The sequence below is a fragment of the Bacillus yapensis genome (assembly GCF_005280205.1).
GTDB classification, from domain to species: domain Bacteria; phylum Bacillota; class Bacilli; order Bacillales; family Cytobacillaceae; genus Robertmurraya; species Robertmurraya yapensis.
In genome coordinates this window covers 105033-119877 of record NZ_SUND01000017.1, presented here as the reverse complement: position 1 = coordinate 119877, position 14845 = coordinate 105033, and the positions used below count along the sequence as shown (strand labels likewise).

The 14845-nt window shown below is 37.0% G+C and carries 15 protein-coding genes and 10 tRNA genes; 6 read left to right on the top strand and 19 right to left on the bottom strand.

Features of this window, described 5'->3' with window-relative positions; all coding sequences use genetic code 11:
* Nucleotides 1-118: 118 nt before the first annotated feature.
* A complete protein-coding gene (locus tag FAR12_RS18685) occupies nucleotides 119-1534 on the bottom strand; it encodes a sensor histidine kinase (RefSeq protein WP_126410302.1) in 1416 nt (471 codons plus the stop codon).
* The gene (locus FAR12_RS18680) at nucleotides 1524-2228 is read right to left on the bottom strand and encodes a response regulator transcription factor (protein WP_126410293.1); all 705 of its coding nucleotides are present in this window, start codon (nucleotides 2226-2228) and stop codon (nucleotides 1524-1526) included. Before FAR12_RS18680 ends, FAR12_RS18685 begins: the two co-directional genes overlap by 11 nt.
* Nucleotides 2229-2483: 255 nt before the next feature.
* Between FAR12_RS18680 and FAR12_RS24035 the strand changes: the two genes are divergently transcribed.
* Nucleotides 2484-2606, top strand: coding sequence for a hypothetical protein (locus FAR12_RS24035; RefSeq protein ID WP_281275697.1), 123 nt, complete (start codon nucleotides 2484-2486; stop codon nucleotides 2604-2606).
* 141 nt (nucleotides 2607-2747) lie between these two features.
* Here the strand turns inward: FAR12_RS24035 and FAR12_RS18675 are convergent, their stop codons facing one another.
* The 12 genes from FAR12_RS18675 to FAR12_RS18620 all read right to left on the bottom strand — a co-directional run bounded on the left by FAR12_RS18675 (nucleotide 2748) and on the right by FAR12_RS18620 (nucleotide 5467).
* Nucleotides 2748-3173, bottom strand: a complete 426-nt coding sequence (locus FAR12_RS18675) for a DUF4395 domain-containing protein (RefSeq protein WP_126410292.1) — start codon at nucleotides 3171-3173, stop codon at nucleotides 2748-2750.
* A 141-nt stretch (nucleotides 3174-3314) separates the two neighbouring features.
* Entirely contained in the window at nucleotides 3315-4031 is a 717-nt protein-coding gene (locus FAR12_RS18670) for a DUF421 domain-containing protein (RefSeq protein ID WP_126410291.1), read from the bottom strand.
* Nucleotides 4032-4162: 131 nt separating this feature from the next.
* Nucleotides 4163-4233 (bottom strand) — tRNA-Gly (locus FAR12_RS18665).
* A 7-nt stretch (nucleotides 4234-4240) separates the two neighbouring features.
* Nucleotides 4241-4316, bottom strand: a tRNA-His gene (locus tag FAR12_RS18660).
* A 25-nt stretch (nucleotides 4317-4341) separates the two neighbouring features.
* A tRNA-Trp gene (locus FAR12_RS18655) sits at nucleotides 4342-4415 on the bottom strand.
* 140 nt (nucleotides 4416-4555) lie between these two features.
* A tRNA-Tyr gene (locus FAR12_RS18650) sits at nucleotides 4556-4639 on the bottom strand.
* 10 nt (nucleotides 4640-4649) lie between these two features.
* Nucleotides 4650-4722 (bottom strand) — tRNA-Phe (locus FAR12_RS18645).
* A 30-nt stretch (nucleotides 4723-4752) separates the two neighbouring features.
* A tRNA-Asp gene (locus FAR12_RS18640) sits at nucleotides 4753-4829 on the bottom strand.
* A gap of 87 nt (nucleotides 4830-4916) precedes the next feature.
* A tRNA-Ser gene (locus FAR12_RS18635) sits at nucleotides 4917-5009 on the bottom strand.
* 12 nt (nucleotides 5010-5021) lie between these two features.
* Nucleotides 5022-5098 (bottom strand) — tRNA-Met (locus FAR12_RS18630).
* A 58-nt stretch (nucleotides 5099-5156) separates the two neighbouring features.
* Nucleotides 5157-5232 (bottom strand) — tRNA-Ala (locus tag FAR12_RS18625).
* Nucleotides 5233-5392: 160 nt separating this feature from the next.
* Nucleotides 5393-5467, bottom strand: a tRNA-Glu gene (locus FAR12_RS18620).
* A gap of 626 nt (nucleotides 5468-6093) precedes the next feature.
* Here FAR12_RS18620 and FAR12_RS18615 point away from each other — a divergent pair.
* The gene (locus FAR12_RS18615) at nucleotides 6094-6972 is read left to right on the top strand and encodes a helix-turn-helix domain-containing protein (RefSeq protein ID WP_126410290.1); all 879 of its coding nucleotides are present in this window, start codon (nucleotides 6094-6096) and stop codon (nucleotides 6970-6972) included.
* Between the two features lie 64 nt (nucleotides 6973-7036).
* On the opposite strand, the gene FAR12_RS18610 is transcribed toward FAR12_RS18615, so the two are convergent.
* From FAR12_RS18610 to FAR12_RS24200, 3 genes are all read right to left on the bottom strand, one after another.
* Nucleotides 7037-8452 carry a SpoVR family protein gene (locus tag FAR12_RS18610; RefSeq protein WP_126410289.1) on the bottom strand — a complete coding sequence of 472 codons (1416 nt, stop codon included), beginning with the start codon at nucleotides 8450-8452 and terminating at the stop codon, nucleotides 7037-7039.
* Between the two features lie 330 nt (nucleotides 8453-8782).
* Nucleotides 8783-10237, bottom strand: coding sequence for an Msr family ABC-F type ribosomal protection protein (locus FAR12_RS18605; RefSeq protein WP_126410288.1), 1455 nt, complete (start codon nucleotides 10235-10237; stop codon nucleotides 8783-8785).
* Nucleotides 10238-10544: 307 nt separating this feature from the next.
* Entirely contained in the window at nucleotides 10545-10589 is a 45-nt protein-coding gene (locus FAR12_RS24200; protein WP_121128006.1) for an erythromycin resistance leader peptide, read from the bottom strand.
* 113 nt (nucleotides 10590-10702) lie between these two features.
* Between FAR12_RS24200 and FAR12_RS18595 the strand changes: the two genes are divergently transcribed.
* Both FAR12_RS18595 and FAR12_RS18590 read left to right on the top strand, forming a co-directional pair.
* The gene (locus FAR12_RS18595) at nucleotides 10703-11119 is read left to right on the top strand and encodes a VOC family protein (RefSeq protein WP_126410287.1); all 417 of its coding nucleotides are present in this window, start codon (nucleotides 10703-10705) and stop codon (nucleotides 11117-11119) included.
* A 125-nt stretch (nucleotides 11120-11244) separates the two neighbouring features.
* Nucleotides 11245-11496, top strand: a complete 252-nt coding sequence (locus FAR12_RS18590; protein ID WP_126410286.1) for a YhdB family protein — start codon at nucleotides 11245-11247, stop codon at nucleotides 11494-11496.
* Nucleotides 11497-11543: 47 nt separating this feature from the next.
* Here the strand turns inward: FAR12_RS18590 and FAR12_RS18585 are convergent, their stop codons facing one another.
* Entirely contained in the window at nucleotides 11544-13262 is a 1719-nt protein-coding gene (locus FAR12_RS18585; RefSeq protein WP_126410285.1) for a phospho-sugar mutase, read from the bottom strand.
* Between the two features lie 208 nt (nucleotides 13263-13470).
* On the opposite strand from FAR12_RS18585, the gene FAR12_RS18580 reads away from it, so the two are divergent.
* Entirely contained in the window at nucleotides 13471-13902 is a 432-nt protein-coding gene (locus FAR12_RS18580; RefSeq protein WP_126410284.1) for a disulfide oxidoreductase, read from the top strand.
* A gap of 3 nt (nucleotides 13903-13905) precedes the next feature.
* A complete protein-coding gene (locus tag FAR12_RS18575) occupies nucleotides 13906-14379 on the top strand; it encodes a thioredoxin family protein (RefSeq protein ID WP_126410283.1) in 474 nt (157 codons plus the stop codon).
* 57 nt (nucleotides 14380-14436) lie between these two features.
* On the opposite strand, the gene FAR12_RS18570 is transcribed toward FAR12_RS18575, so the two are convergent.
* Nucleotides 14437-14823, bottom strand: coding sequence for a DUF5365 family protein (locus tag FAR12_RS18570; RefSeq protein WP_126410282.1), 387 nt, complete (start codon nucleotides 14821-14823; stop codon nucleotides 14437-14439).
* Between the last annotated feature and the right edge of the window lie 22 nt (nucleotides 14824-14845).

Sequence of the window (14845 nt, the reverse complement as noted above, 5' to 3'; positions counted from 1 at the left end):
AATTCACTGCCATTAACTAAGGTAATAGAAAAATTAACACACAAAAATAGAGAAAGGTGAATTTGAGTACCCTCAAATTCACCTTTCTCATTATTTGAAGCTAGTTATGTCCCAGCCTCTACTCGTTTTTCTCATACGGAATGTGAATAATAAACTTTGTTCCCTTTCCTTTTTCACTGAAAACCTCAATCGTACCTTTGTGCAGATTGATTAATTGCTTCACAATCGATAAGCCCAAACCGAACTCGCCATATGGGTTGTTCGTTCTTGATATATCTGCCTTATAGAAACGGTGCCAAATTTTTTCAACCTCTGCTGAATCAATTCCAATCCCCGTATCTTCAATTTCAATAACGGTATGATTATTCTCCGCTCTACCTCGCAACCAAATGGTTCCAGCTTCTGTGAATTGTATGCTGTTTTTTGTAATGTTAATCAAGATTTGGATAAGCCTATCATAGTCAGCAAATACATAGACATCTTCATGCACTTCAACTTCGAGACGATTGTTCTTTTCAGCAGCCTGTAAATAAAGCTGTTCTTGAATAATCTCAAAAACATCTGATAGTTGAATATCCTCTTTTCTCAACATAATCTGATTTGAGCGGATTTTGTCATAATCAAGATTTTCATTGACAAGGCGAATGAGTCGTTTCGTCTCCTGGCTCACAAGATTAATGCCTTTCTCTTTTTCCTCATCAGCAATCATGCCATTTTTCAAGCCTTCAACCACACCACTTATGGTGGTTAATGGTGTCCTTAATTCATGCGAAACATCTGACATGAAATTTCTCCGACGATTTTCAAGACTCTCAATTTCCTCTGCGCTCTCATTCAGTTTTTTCACCATATGATTAAAGTCCTTTGCAAGCTCGCCAATCTCATCGAAATCGGAAGGTGGCAATTTCACTGAATAATCACCAGCAGACACCATAGAGGTCCCCTCTTGAATTTTCTTAATCCGGTTCACATGAAGCTTTGATAAGATCCAGCTCGGTAGAATCGAGATGACAAATGCTAATAACACTGTTAACAGCAAATATTGATTGATTTTTGTGATCATTTCTCTTGAACCACTAATCGGTGCCGTTAAAAATATCCCCCCGACCAAAGTATCCTGAACAATATATGGCATCGCAACAAACGTGACATCCTGATCAGAATGCTTCATTCTATTTTTCACTACCACAGTCTTCCCTTTGGCAATATCCGCTAATGCTTCGTCTGCGAGCTTAATATCCTGAGCATAAGGCCCACTTGGATATATAATATTTCCCTGCTCATCAAAAAGATTGAAGCTGATATTTCTTCCATTTAAGACTGTCCCGTATTGATTGAGAACACGAACAGATGGAGTTGCACTAGTTGCGATATCATCAAGTATATTTTTTCCATAGGATTTGAGTTCCTCTACCTTATACTGATAGACTAGTTGTTCTACATAATGCGCAAAAACCAAACTTAGGATCAAAAATGCCACCAAGAGGACACTCATATGACTAATCAATTGCTGGTGCAAATATTTAATCTTCATTCGCTTGGATCGTTTCATCAAATTTATATCCTACTCCCCACACAGTATGAAAAAAAGGCTGATTGTCTGTGCCAATCTTTTTTCGTAGCCTCTTTATATGAACGTCCACAGTACGTTCATCACCATAAAATTGATAGCCCCAAACCCGGTCTAATAACTGCTCGCGTGTAAATACTTGTTTCGGATGCTGAGCAAAATAGTAAAGCAACTCAAACTCCTTTGGCGTCAAGTTTGTTACAGGATCACCATTTAGATAAACCTCTCGCTTTTCCTTGCTTATTTTGAATAATTGCGTTTCTAAAAGCCCTTTCTCCGGTTTTTCCTGTGAACCCGTCCTCACACGACGTGTAATGGCTTTAATTCTAGCCATTAACGCAAGTGGACTAAAGGGTTTGGTCACATAATCGTCCGCTCCCATTTCAAGACCAAGCACTTGATCCGACTCGCTATCTTTTGCTGTTAGCATAATGATTGGAATAGAGTCTCCTTCTTCTCTAATCTTGCGACATATTGTCACTCCGTCCATGCCAGGTAACATCCAGTCAATAATTAACAGATCCCACTGGCCCTCTTTATAGCGATTATATCCTTGCACCCCATCATGGACATATTCTCCATTAATTTTTTCCTTTGAGAAAAACATCTCAATCATCGAACAAACACTTTCGTTATCTTCTATAACAAGAACATTCATTATGTCCACTCCCAATATAAACTCTTAAAAATAACATAAGGCGAAATGGAGGATTAATCAACACTTCGGGATATATTTCTTACTTTTTTCTTGGTTTGTTAATACTTTGATCACATTTAAAATACGTAAGACCCCCATAGTTTTTACTATGGATACGAACTATATGGTGAATAATTCAAAATACAGGTTTATAATTAGAAAAAATGGATACATAGATATATAACACATAGACTATATATCCAGGAGGATTATGATATGGTTAAAACAGACATCGATAAACTGCTAGAAGCGACAGAAGATCTTGATAAGGATATCAAACACCTTATCCTACGCCATATTGAAATCGATTGGTTATTGGAAAAAACACAGGATTGGTGATCGAAGAGTTTTCTTTAATACGATAAATGTTTTTACAACTTAAAAAAGCGCTTAGGGATATATTCATTCCTAAACGCTTTTTTGTTTCATTTATAAAACTGACCAAACAAGCAGATCCTGCAGTTCTGCTTATTCTAATGTCTAATTTAACGACTTCCGATAATTATACTGCTGCCATTGAAAACGAATATAACAACCAATACAGAAGCCTAAGATGGCAATAAAAGCTGCTAGTGCTACCATAACGGTGAAAATAACTGCTAAAACTGTCCAGCCTAGCAAATATCCAAGAAATCCTAATGCTAAACAAACAACAGAGATTACTTGATTAAATTGTTGTTGGTCAAAGTCCTCTGGGATGTATTCAGATGGGTCCTTTCTAAGGAAAAGAGTCCCTACCTTCATAATAGGATTAAATTTAAAAATAAGTCCAGATAACCCTGCTAGTAATGGAATAAGAAGAATATATTCTTGCTGGGTAATCCAAGTTAAAATAACACTTAGCACAATAGTCCATTGATTCAGTCTTACGAGCGGTCTTGGAATTGATTGCGGCTTTTTAGTCACTCAAAACCCACCTAACTTATTGGAATTGTATGTTATTAAAGTATACGAGATTTTTGGGAACATGTGAAGTAAAAAGTTTTTGTGGATGTGAAACGTGAGATGCAAAGAAAAAACTCCATTTTTTTAAGATGGAGTAATTCTTTAATGCTTTATATAGTTCGGTGTATCACTGTTCATAAGTGAAATGTGTAACTCTAAGTCTGATGTTATTGATGCAAAGAAAACATCATTTATTTCATTAATCCCCTTCTTTTCAAGCTGCTTCATAAGCCAAAATTCGCTCGTGCCTAATTGGCTAATTATTTGATAATCAATTTTCCCCTCAATAATGACCGGGTAAGGTAATTTATCTTTAAAGCACTTGATGCCTATATCTTCAAGTAATACTGGTGACTTATCTCTTTTTTTATATACCGATATGATCCCATTCGCTTCTATTATTCCTAGTTTGACTTCTGAAACATCAAAAACATCTTTTTCTCTAAGCATCTGCAAAATTTCATCTATTGAATATTGAATTTTACGTAAATTTTCGACTTTAAAAATACCATCCATAATAACAATAGTTGGTTCAAAAGTGATAGCATTACGAAACTTTCTAAATCTAATGGTCATATAAGAAATGAGTTTTTGAAGTAGGGCTAAGCCAATAATAGCCATGGCCGTATGGATATGAGCAATGTTGGGATCAGCAATATCTGCACCTACTACAGCGCCAAGAGTAATGATGATTAAAAAATCAAAAATAGGCAATGACCCTATTGACCTTTTTCCCATAAAAAGAGTAATAAATAGCAAAAGTGGAAGTAATGTTATGATTCTTCCATAAACCACAAGAGTGTCTTTGATAAATCCCATCTTTTCACCCACACACAAAAATCGTATATATATTTCCTCCATATTCTTTACATTCTGGGAATTTTTATTTAACTTATCAATTTTATCTAGATCAAAAAAAGCTGAGTACATTTACTCAGCTTTTTTTGAAAAGCGGGTGATGGGAATCGAACCCACGACAACAGCTTGGAAGGCTGTGGTTTTACCATTAAACTACACCCGCAAAAATATGGGGCGATCGATGGGAATCGAACCCACGAGTGTCGGAGCCACAATCCGATGCGTTAACCACTTCGCCACGACCGCCATTACAATATAATTTTTTTAAGTCTGGCAGGGGCAGTAGGAATTGAACCCACACCAAAGGTTTTGGAGACCTTCGTTCTACCTTTAAACTATGCCCCTGTAGATGATAGGTTATTCAAATCTGCTATTCTGCGTTGAAGGAATGTTATTTTCACTATCGTGAAAAAACTAGCTATTTTACTCCACTACATTTCGTAAAAATTAAGCGGAACGTTATTTTCACTATCGTGAAAAAACGTTGGTGGAGGGGGACGGATTCGAACCGCCGAACCCGAAGGAGCGGATTTACAGTCCGCCGCGTTTAGCCACTTCGCTACCCCTCCAAATAAAAAGTGGCTCAGGACGGAATCGAACCGCCGACACAAGGATTTTCAGTCCTTTGCTCTACCGACTGAGCTACTGAGCCATAACATAATATTTAATTCAAAAAATTAAATGGCGGTCCGGACGGGACTCGAACCCGCGACCTCCTGCGTGACAGGCAGGCATTCTAACCAACTGAACTACCGGACCAGAGTTTTTTCGACGTAAGGAGAAAATAACTTTCATTAACTTTTTCGCGCTAGCGAAAATAGGTTTCATTATAACAAAGAATAAAAATGGAGGAGGAAAGGGGATTCGAACCCCTGCGCGGTTTGACCCGCCTGTCGGTTTTCAAGACCGATCCCTTCAGCCGGACTTGGGTATTCCTCCACATTATAAAATTGGTAGCGGCGGAGGGAGTCGAACCCACGACCTTTCGGGTATGAACCGAATGCTCTAGCCAGCTGAGCTACACCGCCAATATAATATTTTTTAGTTTTCCACTGCTACATTCTGCAAAAACCGCCGAACCTAGGTTGGTGGAGCCTAGCGGGATCGAACCGCTGACCTCCTGCGTGCAAGGCAGGCGCTCTCCCAGCTGAGCTAAGGCCCCAACTTATAGAAGAAACATTATTGCTAACACAGAAAAACTAAAATTGAATTACGCTATTGCAAGATAAGGAAGTTTATTTTGCTTTCGCAAAAAAACTAGCTATTTTACTCCACTTCGTTTCGTAAAAGTGGAACATTATTTTCGCCATGCGAAAAAATGTTGGTGACCCCTACGGGATTCGAACCCGTGTTACCGCCGTGAAAGGGCGGTGTCTTAACCGCTTGACCAAGGGGCCAATCTATTAATTACTTTTTTGCGACAGCTATATCAATATAACACCTTTAAAAAAACTCGTCAACGCTTTTTCTAAAAAAAATTTAAAAACCACAAAAAAAGAACTACAACCGTGTAGTCCTCCCAATTTTCATTTACTTTTCAAGCTATATCTGTGGGCTCGATAATGGTTATTTCATTAATGTTGACTAATTTTACATCATTATAGGAGTTGATGTTTCTTATTTCAAGCATGCCATTATTATAATTGAATAAGATTGTGTATAGTTCTTCATGGTAAACAACTTGTTTTCCAAGCAAATTCCTCATCCCCCATAATCCTTATTGATGAGAACTAACTATAGCAATTTTTTAATGCATGACGCCAGGTTCATCATCGTTAGAGTTTCCATGAATAGATGTGGTGTCATCATAAGTCCCAAAAAAGGCAAGTAATACAATCAATAGACTAGCGAGCCATTTTTTCATCCTTCATCACCTCTGTTAATTTTCAAATATCATAGCATGTCCAAAGAATTGGTGAATTTTCCGTATTTACTGATATAATGAAGATAATCAATAGTTTTCTTACAATTACGAATTTTTCCGTGCTCCATGATAAATATAGTTATATTGGAGTGAATTATTATGGCAAGATACTTAGGTCAGCGAATTAAAGAAGCAAGAGAACGCCTTGGATTATCCCAATACGAGACGAGTAAAGATATTTGCACTCAGGCCTATATTAGTAAAATCGAGAAAGGTAATGTTCTTCCAACTGCTGATATTTTGTTAAAGCTTGCTGATCGATTTAGCATCGATATCTCCTACTTGTTAGATATTTCTAGCATTCCACGACATGATTACGTCATTGATGCATTTACACAAATTAGAGAATCCATTAATAATCGGGATTACACGACTGTTCGTAAAATTGTCGAAACAGAAAAGAATAATTTTTTATTCATGGAAAAGAAATTGCAGCAATTTTTAACATGGCATGAGGGAATTTGTTATTTTCAATTAGATCAGGATCTGCCCAAAGCGATCCAATGTTTAGAAGAAGCCCTCGATATGACAATAAACAACAAGAAGTTTTTCTCAGAAAGAGAAATCGAAATATTAATTAGCCAAGCCAATATTTTTAGCCAGAGTAACATGCACGAAGAAGCCATCAATAAATACGAAGAAGCAATGACTCATATTCACCAGTTGTCGGAAGTAATCAATAAACATGTTCCTGTTCGTTTGTTCTATAATTATGCCCGAATAATGAGACTTACTGGGAATTATTATGAGTCCATTCATTTATGTGATAGAGGGCTAAAACTCACCGAAAAACATATGCTTATGTATCTTCGAGGGGACCTTTACTTTCAAAAAGCTTATAATTATAAATCGCTTAAAGACATGGAAAGAGCTGTTGAGTGCTTTAAATTTGCGGAAATGGTCTACATTTTAGAGAACAACCAGCCCGCCATTTCCATGGTAAAAAAACATTTGGATCCATTAACTTCTAAATCATGAACCTCATAAAGGGGTTCATGATGATGGCAAGAAAAAAGAACTACCTTTTTCGGTAGTCCTCTCTCTAAAGATATTTCCGATGGACCCCTTTTCCATCGTAAGAAAACAACATATTGCGCTCCTCAATAACCGTTTCCATATGAACACCTCTGCCCCATAGCTGATAAATATAAGGGAGTACTTTTTCCAAATACTTGAGATCAAGTTCAATGCCTTCGTACCAATGCTTTATATAAAGCTCACCATTTTTCAAGTAATCTCCATCTGTCACGGTTAAGAAGGGGAACCCTCCATTGACTCTCATATTAACAAGCTGGTCTCTAACTTCTTCCCAGCCTTTATCAACAATTTTATAGTCTCTTCCCTGCTTTTGGAATAAATACATATCCTCACGTAAGACAAGATCCTTCGTCAAATAATTCCTCAGAAAAGAAATATCAGATTCAATTTCCCGCACTTCATAAATTTTATCCCGACCAGAGTTCTCTTTTACTCCTCTTTCTTTCATGAGCTCTGTCGGATTATTGTATCTCTCTTCAATGTCTTCAAAAATTTTCAATCCTAAATAATATGGATTAATCCCTGTTCGAGATGGTTGAACTACACCAGCATTTAACTTTGCAAACTCCAATGCCTCAGAAGATGTTAAATCCATCTCTCGTAAAATTCTTTGATGCCAGTACGACGCCCAGCCTTCATTCATGATTTTCGTTTCTAGCTGAGGCCAAAAGTACAGCATTTCCTCCCTCATCATGGTAAGAATATCTCTTTGCCAATCTGTTAATTCTCGACTGTAGCTCTCAATAAATAACATGAGATCCTTTTCTGGCTGAGGTGGAAATTTCCTTTTCATCTTTTTAGACTTACTCTGTTTTTCCGCTTTCCTATCTAAATTCCACAAATCATCATAAGGACTTGCTTTGATATCATCTTCCTCTTCATACTCAACATCATCCAATGTCCATGAAAGCTTTGGACGCATAAGTGAAGGATCAATATGCTCCTCAATCGCAAGCACTGCATCTAGAAAATTTTCTACTTCTTGCTTACCATGCTCAATTTCATACTGACGGATTCTCTCTGCCGTTGCCGACATACTCTCGACCATATCCCGCTTCGTATTTTGAAAACGAACATTGTTTTTGAAAAAATCGCAGTGTGCGAGAACATGGGCTACGATTAGTTTGTTTTGAATTAATGAATTGGAATCCAGTAAAAATGCGTAGCAGGGGTTAGAGTTAATCACAAGCTCATAAATCTTCGAAAGCCCTAAGTCATAATGAAGCTTCATTTTATGAAATTGCTTACCAAAACTCCAATGTGAAAATCTTGTGGGCATTCCATACGCGCCAAAGGTATAAATGATATCTGCTGGACAAATCTCATATCTCATCGGATAAAAATCAAGGCCAAATCCTGAGGCGATTTCTGTAATTTCGTCAATGGCATACTCCAGTTCTTTACGTTCTTCCTCTCTCATCCGATTCTCCCCCTTTTTGGTCTTATCACAATGTATGAGCAAAAAGTAGAAATGATGATCTGGAATAGTTCTCCAATTAGAAAAGCGCAAGCGCCCTGCTCATCGCCGTACAAACTGGAGGGGCATCGACTGAGATAAAGGAAACTTGAATTACGTGAGCAATTCATAGTTGACTTATCGTAGGGAGTAAAAATGTACTTCAATTTTTACCTGGTGACCCGAAGTTTGCTAGGTGATAGGCGCTGGAGCTAGACATTTCTCAGAGTAGAGAAATCTTTCTTATACTATTAAAAAGAGAACCCATTTTCAGTGGGTTCTCCTCTCTCCAGTTCATTTTTGAACGAGCTTCTTCTCTTTAATCTCAAATTCCATATCCCCGACATTTTCGATAAACTTTTTATCATGGGAAACCAGAAGTATGGTTCCTTGATAAGCCTTGATAAATCGTTCTAATGCTTCAACCGCATTAATATCTAAGAAATTCGTCGGTTCATCTAGTAATAAAATGTTGTACTCCCCTAAAAACAACTCACATAGACGAAGACGAATCGCTTCTCCTCCACTAAGGGATTTTACATTCTTTAAAACATCTGTCCCTTCAAACTGCATCGAGTGTAAAATACTACGTAAAAAGCTCTCATCATATTCAGAACGATTTTTCAAAAATTGTAGAACCGTTTCATCACTTCCATACTGATAGCTCATTTGGCGGAAGAAACCAATTTTCGCTTTCGGTGAAATCGTTAAATCAGGGCCATTATTAGCAATGTATTCAAGCAATGTACTCTTCCCACTACCATTACTACCAGTAATAGCGATCTTTTTTTCAAGTGGTATTTGAAAGCTTACTTCCTCCAGCAACACTCTATCTTTCACCTGAAGCGTTAATCTATCTGCCATAATGGGAAACTTATTATGCAATTCTAGATGCTTTGGTTGACGGAAAACGATCGGTCGTTCATCTTGTACAGCTTCGACCTCCTCAAGTCTTTCCATTCGATGTTCAATCGCTTTTGCAGCACGCTGTGCAGCTTTTTGACTGGTTCCTTTTGATTTTGTCATAAACGTTTTGTTCGGTTTGGCGTTTGCTTCGCGCTTTGTCATGCTGCCTGCTTGCGCAATTTTTTCTGCCTTTTTCATTTTTTCTTGAGCTGCTTTTTCTAGACGACTCTTTTCTTTTAGAAACTGTTCATGCGCTTGACTCTGTTGTTCACGTTCTAATTGCTTTTGAGCAACGTAATCACTGTAATTCCCTGTATACACATGGACTTTGCCTTCTCGGACTTCCCAAATCGTCGTAACAAGCTCATCCAATACAGCACGGTCATGGCTAATAAGTATTAGCGCTCCGTAATAATATTTAAGTTCATCGAGTAAAAACGCTATCCCATCTTGATCCAAATGTGTTGTCGGTTCATCGATCAGCAAAGCTTCATAATAATGGGTAAATAATTGAGCTAGCTTCATTCTCGTCTGTTCCCCACCACTCAATTGCTCCGAATCCTTTGGTACATCTAATTTTCCCATTAATGCTGGATCTGCTTCTGCAGCTTTTGGGGCTTCTAGTTGCTCAAAATATCCACACTCAACGTGACCATGAATTTTTCCGACAGATGGTTTAACAATACCTGCAAGCAATTTCAATAATGTACTTTTACCTGCTCCGTTTTTTCCGACTATGCCGATTCGATCAAATTGATGAATGGCTAATCGATCAATTTTTAGTATTTCTTTATCTAAATAAGTTACTTCTATATTTTCTAATTCAAAACAAATTTGTTCCATATTTGCTACCTCCGAAATTAGTGTGATTTCGTACCGATAGCTGGATCGATACGAGCTTTTTTTAAATCAAGCTCGTATTAAAAAAATAATAAGAACATAGAACTTACCTCCTTTTTACATATAAAAAACCACAGACGCCAATGTCCGTGGTTTAGAGTAAATGGGATAATTTAGTTTTAAGTACAAACACAAAAAAAGGCAGATCGTTCCGCCTTTCTCCAAGAATGGTTATTTGAAGATGATTAAAAAAGGACAGACTTATCCCGTTTACTCTGCAAACACAAACAGAGTCTTTGACAGTATTCAATTACTGATTCAAAGCAGGGAAACGAAGTCTCATTGAGTGTGTCATTTTTTAATAATCCTCCTTAATAAATTCATGTTCATTATAGGGGGCATTTTCAAAAAAGTCAAAGTCAAATTTAAGTATTCTATAGTATAATTTTGGAAACGGAGGGATGTTCTATGAGCGAAACATTATTAAGAATTGGAACTATCTATTTACCTGTTCAAAATGTGAAAGTATCTTCACAATGGTATGTTGAAAAATTAGGTGCCAAGTTGAATTACCACGATGGAGAAAAAGCCATCCTGGACTTTGCGAACCTGAGCTTTTTTCTCGTTAGAGCCCAAGAAGGGCAAAAAGCAAACTTTATTGATGCGAATAACCATGAACGTTTTTCAATAACCTTTGAAGTAAATGGACTAGAAGCCTTAAAGTTGATACATAAGGAATTTAAAGAAAAAGGGATACTAACTAGTGAAATCGAAAATAGAGGTCACGCTGGAAAAAACTTTGTATTTTCTGATCTAGACGGTAATCAATTTGATGTATGGAGTGAACTTAGTCCCGTCTTCAAAGAAAAATATTTGCTTACTTAGTATTAATTTTATACAGGTAAATGCTGAAAAAGCCTTTGTATTAAGGTCACCAACATTTGCTGAGTGAAATTCATCTCTATCTTCATACACTATTATCAACTCCTTAAAAAGAGGAGATGTGATAAATGGAGATAGTGGATTATGATCGCGCTTTGTATTACACCCACCGGTCAGAGTGGGACAACTTATTAATACTCATGGTCAGAACACAGGACCATTTTTTATCAAAGAAAATCGAGCATTTCCTGCACGCTTATAATTTCGAAAAGGATTATATGGAGATCGAAAAACATTTATATTCCTTACTGAGATACATCGACCATGCCAACAATCACCTAGTCACCCAACATCCTTTAGATGTTGAGATGATGCATTAAGAATTCCACCAATAATTAAAGACACGGCACAAAGCCGTGTCTTTATTTTAGTTCATCATACCTTCTACGATCCCCATAAAGCTCTCTTCAATTTTGTTCAACTTCGACTTACTGTCTGTTAGTGAAGAACCTTTTACCCCGAAATAAAATTTTATCTTAGGCTCTGTTCCAGAAGGACGTAAACAAACCCAAGAATCATCTTCAAGGAAATACTTCAACACATTCGACTTTGGAAGTTCGATTGTTTTTTCTCCTTCTACCGTTGTACTGATTCCCTTTAGGTAATCCTCTTGTTTAACTACCTTCAGTCCTGCAACTTCCTGCAGTGGTTTTTCCCTAAAGTCTGTTAATGTTTGTTGAATTTTCTCAGCGCCTTCTTTCCCTTTTAATGTAAGGGAACGTAAGCCTTCTAAAAAGTATCCATACTGTTCAAATACGGATAACAATGCATCGTATAAGGACATGCCTTTCTCTTTATAAAAAGCACACACTTCCGTTGCTAAAAGGGCTGCTTGAATCGCATCTTTATCGCGGGCAAAGTCGCCAATTAAATAACCATAGCTTTCTTCATACCCAAACAAGAATTGATGTTCACCGCTAGCCTCATACTGCCTAATTTTTTCGGCAATATATTTGAAACCTGTTAATACATCAACCGTTTCTATATTAAAGGATGAAGCAACTTCTTTTCCCAATTCTGAAGTCACAATCGTTTTTAACATCACACCATTGCTAGGTAATGTACCCTTTTTACTTTTCTCTGAAAGGATGTAATGCAGTAGAAGTGCACCTGTTTGATTTCCAGTTAGGACCTGATATTCGCCCTCACTATTTTTAACCGCAATCCCTAATCTATCTGCATCTGGATCCGTCGCAATTAGTAGGTCGGCGCCAACTTCTTTTCCTTTACGAATTGCAAGCTCAAATGCAGCATGCTCTTCAGGATTTGGACTTTTCACAGTCGAGAATTGTGAATCTGGCAATTCTTGTTCTTCAACAATATGTACTTGCTCATATCCAAGAGCCTTTAGTCCACTTCTCAATGGTTTATTCCCTGTTCCATGTAATGGAGTAAAGACAACTTTTATGTCAGACTGCTGACCTAATGAGTTTTCTGAAATCGTCACGAGCTTGTCCTGATATTCACGATCAATCTCTTCACCGATTATCGTAATTAGCCCTGCAGCTTTTAGTTCCTCTTCAGTTTTTACTTCAATTCGTAGTTCATCAACTACTGCATTGACCTTTTCTACAAGCGCATCTGCATCTTCATTAGCTAACTGCGCCCCATCTGGACCATACACTTTGTATCCATTGTATTCCGGCGGATTATGACTAGCCGTAATAACAATCCCTGAATAGGCGTTTAAAAAACGTACCGCAAAGGATAGTTCTGGTGTCGGTCTTAATTCATCAAATACGTATGTATGAATTCCTTTTGAAGCAAGTGTTTTTGCTGCCTCCATCGCAAATTCTGGCGATTTATGTCTAGAATCATAAGCAATAACCACACCTTGTTTCTTCGCTTCATTGCCCTTCTCTTCAATAAAAGCAGCTAGTCCAGCTGATGCTTTACGAACCGTATATAAGTTCATTCGGTTCGTACCTGCACCGATTTCACCGCGCATTCCGCCCGTACCAAACTCTAAATTTTTATAAAAAGACTCTTCCAAACCTTTTTCATCTAACAAAAGGAGTTCTTCCTTCAGTTCAGCATCTAGTTCGTTATATTGAAGCCATCTAGAAGATTGCTCTTTCCAATTCATTTATGACCACTCCTGTTTAATATGAATTCAAAAATTTGCCATGGTTATATGGTACTACAAAATCCCTTCAAACTTCTATTACAAGCATGTTAAAAATTTCGTTGATGCAATGGAAAATTTAAAATTTTTCGTAACATTATACGTATTATTTGAAAAACCTATGCTTACATCATAAAATAATGGAGACTAATTTTTAGAAGGAGTATATATGAACGATAAAAAAGATGTTCGTGAATCGCTGATTTTTGTCGCTTGGGCGGCTTCCGTTCTTGCTATGTTTGGAAGTTTGTATTTTTCTGAAATTAGACAGTACGAGCCTTGTGAACTATGCTGGTATCAGAGAATTTTAATGTACCCGATGGTTGTGATTTTAGGTATTGCGACAATTAAGAAGGATTATCGTATATCCTTGTATACGATGATTTTATCCCTTATCGGAGCTGGTATTTCCTTATATCACTACGGGCTTCAAAAGCTTGCTTTTCTAGCTGATGTAGCTCCTGCATGTGGTCGTGTTCCATGTACTGGTCAATACATAAATTGGTTCGGATTTGTGACCATTCCTTTCCTTGCCCTTATTGCTTTTATCATCATTTTTGTTTGTAGCTTCATGATTTGGAAGAAATCGAAGGAGGTTTAATCATTGAAAAAAGTACTTATTTTCTTAGTCATCATTATTGTATTATTTGCAGGGGTTTCGATTTTAACAAAAATGCAAAATGAAGAAAAGGTTTCATCTGATAATAATAAATATGGAAAAGATACATTGGATCCATTAACAATTGAACAATTAGATGACCCTAATTATCAAAATCTAATTTTACCTGAGGATTTAGAAGACAAGCTTGCTAATAATGAAGATGTTACAGTTTATTTTTATAGCCCTGACTGCCCTCACTGTCAACGTACAACACCAGTCGTTGCTCCACTTGCTGAGGAAATGGGCATTGACCTTGTTCAATATAATTTACTTGAGTTTGAAGATGGTTGGGATGATTACGGAATTACTTCAACTCCAACAATTGTCCAATTTAAAGATGGAAAAGAAGCAGAGCGTATCGTAGGCTCTCAAGAAGAAGCCGTATTCGAAGATTGGTTTAATAAAAACAGTAAATAAAAAAGCTGGATCAAGAGGTCGTTTTAAACATCACCTTTTGGTCTCAGCTTTTTTTACTTATATCAACAACTCATTTGCAGCTTTCGTATAAACACTAAAGTTGGCATTCTTTATTTGCTTTGCTTCTAAAAATTGTTCATAATCAAATGGGAAAAACATACCATAATCCTTTAGAATTTCTGTATTCGTTTGAAAAATGGATTTGTACTTTGGAAGTAGCTCATTTGATTCTAGAATTGAAATCAAAGTCTGCAGACTAGTGATGACTTGATATGCTTCCTTTAAAGTTCCATACTGCGGACATTGTTGTAATACGTTGATCTCTTCAAATTCTCTAATGTCGTGATCCGAATAATAAAGAGGAAAAATGTCCTGATAAAACGTTTTAATAAGTCCCTTTATCTTTTCTTCCTGGTCTGGTGTAGACGCAAAAACAACCTTCACTTTTAACCCACCTTTAATAGCC